1 protein-coding gene is annotated in these 2,769 nt (G+C 69.9%); it reads left to right on the top strand.

Annotated elements, in window-relative coordinates:
- Positions 1 to 495 precede the first annotated feature (495 nt).
- Positions 496 to 2,661, top strand: a complete 2,166-nt coding sequence (locus ACFUC1_RS20455; RefSeq protein ID WP_379123128.1) for a hypothetical protein — start codon at positions 496 to 498, stop codon at positions 2,659 to 2,661.
- Positions 2,662 to 2,769 lie beyond the last annotated feature (108 nt).

The following is a 2,769-nucleotide window of genomic DNA, read 5'->3' as shown; positions in this document are numbered from 1 at the left end:
CGCCCTCGGCTGGACCGAGGCGCGGGCGGCACGTTTCCCGAAGGCTCTCCGCACGAGCGTCCGGGGGTTCCGGTGAGGTGAAGGGGTCCGCACCGGAGCGGTCAGGAGGAGACGACCGCCTTCGACAATTGGACACCGCACGGCCGAGGCACCCCCATGACATGTGTCATCCCCACCATGTGAGTTCCCTGAGAGTCGTCTCAGCCCGGTCTCAAGAACCCCGGACGACGGAACTGTCGAGGCCGGTGATCGTGCGGAGGACGTGCCTGCACGCGGAAGTTGTTTCGCGTGCGTTCGCATTCGCCCCAAAGATCCTGCGCATTTCGGCGGTCAACGCCGGACAGGTCCGTCCCTAGCGTGGAGGGACGGCACACGCCGACCCTGCGACAGCCTCCCCCTCGTCCTCCCGGCCGAGTGACGACCGGTGCCCAGCACCGCCGACGCGCTGCCCTCCCGGCCCGCCCGGGTCGGGAGCACGACATCGGAGGAGACAGCATGTTGCGCAGGCTCTTCGCCGCTGCTGGCAGCGGCAACCGACGACCCGTTCGTCCGCCGAGGCTTCGGGCCTCACTCGCCGCCGGCGCCCTCGCCGCCAGCGCACTCGTCATCGCCGGGTCCCTTCCCGCCAGCGCCTCGGTCAGCGGCGGCTTCGAGCTCGACGGGGACGTCCTCGACAACGGAGCTGCCCTGCCCTCGGCGCCCGACTGGGGGCCCTCTGCTTCGGGCAACACCTCCAACAGCATCTTCACGAACGTCGCGGGTTTGGGCGTCAAGCGCGCCCCGCTGCCGGCCGGCTTCTTCGACGCAGGCTTCTCCCGGGACTTCACGCCCGGCAGCACCGCCGACCCGACGACCTTCACGACCGGCGCCAAGGACCTGGACGACATCGCCGCGGGCTGGCGGTGCGTCGGTGCCAACAACGTGACGAACAAGGGTGACATCCAGAACGGCTACACCGCGGTCTACTCGGACACCTCGTTCAACCCGCCCCACCTGATCCTCTACTTCGGCATGGAGAAGAACACCCCCAACGGCGACAACAACATGGGGGTCTGGTTCCTGCAGGACGCCAACGTGGCCTGCCAGGGCGGCGGTAGCGGCAGCGGGAACGCGTTCACCGGGCACCACGTCGACGGCGACATCCTGTTGGTGGCTGCGTTCCTGAACGGCGGCAGCAACCCCCAGATCAGCGCCTACAAGTGGGTTGGCGGCGCCACCGGTGCCCTCAACACCACCCCCGTCGTGACCGGCACCTCCTGCGGCGGGTCGGCCACGATCTGCGCGATCACGAACTCCGCGACGGTGACCACACCGTGGCAGACGGTCAACAACAAGACCCAGGGCACCAGCCTGGGAGCCGACCAGTTCTACGAGGGAGGCGTCGACCTGACTGCGAACGGGCTCGACCGGGACTCCGCGGGCAACCCGATCTGCGTGAACCGGTTCGTGTTCAACACCCGCTCGAGCCAGTCGCTCACGGCGTCGTTGTACGACTACACCGAGGGGAACGTGACCACGTGTGGGACCTCGTCGATCACGACGAGCCTGCGGCAGCAGGTCGGCGACAGCCAGGCCCCCACGACAGACACGAACCTCGAGCCACCGAACAACACGGTGACCCTGCCCGCGAAGGTCTACGACACCTCGGCCATCACCAGCACGCTGGGTACGCCTGCCGGTACCGTCACGTACTCGCTGTGGACCGACAACACGTGCAAGACCGCATCGACCGACCCGACCTTCACCGGGGGCGGGAACACGGCCACGGTCACCGTCGCCGGTGACGGGTCGGTGCCGCCCTCGCCCAGCCTGGTGTTCTCGGGCGCCGGCAGCTACTGGTGGCAGGCCCAGTTCGTGCCGGGTGCGGGAAGCCGTCTGAGCGGATCCACGAGTGCGTGCACGAGCGAACCGCTGGTCGTGCAGAAGCCGTCCCCGACCATCTCGACCCAGGCGAGCCCCAACGTCGTCCTGGGCAACTCGATCTCCGACGTCGCGACGATCTCGGGCGGGTACTTCCCGTCCGGCGGCATCGCCCCCGGGACCGTGACGTTCAAGCTCTACGGCCCGTTCGCCGCCGACGCGACGATCACGTCGACCTCCTGTGTCGACTCGGGCACGGGTGCGAACCTCGTCTCGGCCGCGGGAAGCACCACGGACGCCGCGCGGGTGGACGACACGACGGCCAGCGCGACGTCGGCGTCGTACACCCCCACGGCGCCGGGCAAGTACGACTGGGTCGCCAGCTACTCGGGCAACGCGCAGAACAACGCGGCGTCCGGGACCTGTGGCGACGCCAACGAGTCCGTCATCGTGACCAAGGCCCCGGCCTCGCTCACCACGGCGCAGTCGTGGCGCCCGCAGGACTCGGTCACCGTGACCGCGAGCGCCGGGGGCACCCCGGGCGGCAACGTGACGTTCTCGCTGTTCGGCAACAGCACGTGCACCGGGACCCCCGCGTACTCCGAGACCGTGGCGCTCAGCGGCGCGGGAACAGCGGTCACCTCCAACGGGACGTTCAGCGTCACCGCAGCCACCGCCGGCACCTTCTACTGGCTCGTCAGCTACGCGGGCGACGCCAACCACCTCGGTATCACCGGCACCTGCGGCGCCGAGAACTCGACCCTGGCCATCGACAACGGGGGCACGGTCTCCAGCCCGTGACGCCGTGACCCGAGAGGACTGCGGTGCCGCCGGGGGGGATCCCGACCCGGGGGCCCCGCGTCGGTGACTGCGGGGGGGCGCGCGGGAGCCGGGCCTCGCGGCCGGGCC

The organism is Pedococcus sp. NPDC057267, assembly GCF_042668795.1.
Classification (GTDB): domain Bacteria; phylum Actinomycetota; class Actinomycetes; order Actinomycetales; family Dermatophilaceae; genus Pedococcus.
This window is presented reverse-complemented; position numbering and strand designations above follow the sequence as displayed.